This window comes from Pseudomonas sp. KB_12 (genome assembly GCF_052114545.1).
Lineage (GTDB): Bacteria > Pseudomonadota > Gammaproteobacteria > Pseudomonadales > Pseudomonadaceae > Aquipseudomonas > Aquipseudomonas brassicacearum.
Window position 1 is genome coordinate 1 of sequence record NZ_JBFREY010000116.1, and the last position, 407, is coordinate 407.

Sequence of the window (407 nt, forward strand, 5' to 3'; positions counted from 1 at the left end):
ATCGTACCCTGCGCGCCGTTCAGCACGCCCGACAGTTCGTTGTGGTTGCGGCTGGCGCCGTCGGCCCACACCGTGGTCACCACCGAGGTCGCAAACGCCCCCGACAGCGTGCGGCAGAAGTTCATCAGGCCCGCCGCGCTGGCGGTTTCCTCGACCTTGACGCTGGCCAAGGCCAGGGCGGTCACCGGGACGAAGAAGAACGGCATGCCGAAGCCCTGGAACAGCAGCCAGTGGGCGATGTCGAAATAGCCCATCTGCTGGTTGGCCTGCGCCCGGAAGAAGGTCATCACCGCCATCCAGATCAGGCCCAGGAACACCAGCCGGCGGGCGTCGAACTTGGCCGACATGCCGGCCGCCAGCGGCGCGACCATGACGGCCGTGACGCCCAGCAGGGCCGAGACGTAGCC

1 pseudogene is annotated in these 407 nt (G+C 68.1%); it reads right to left on the reverse strand.

The window, feature by feature from the left end:
• Positions 1 to 407: pseudogene (locus AB4Z20_RS28110) on the reverse strand (MFS transporter); the annotation flags it as partial.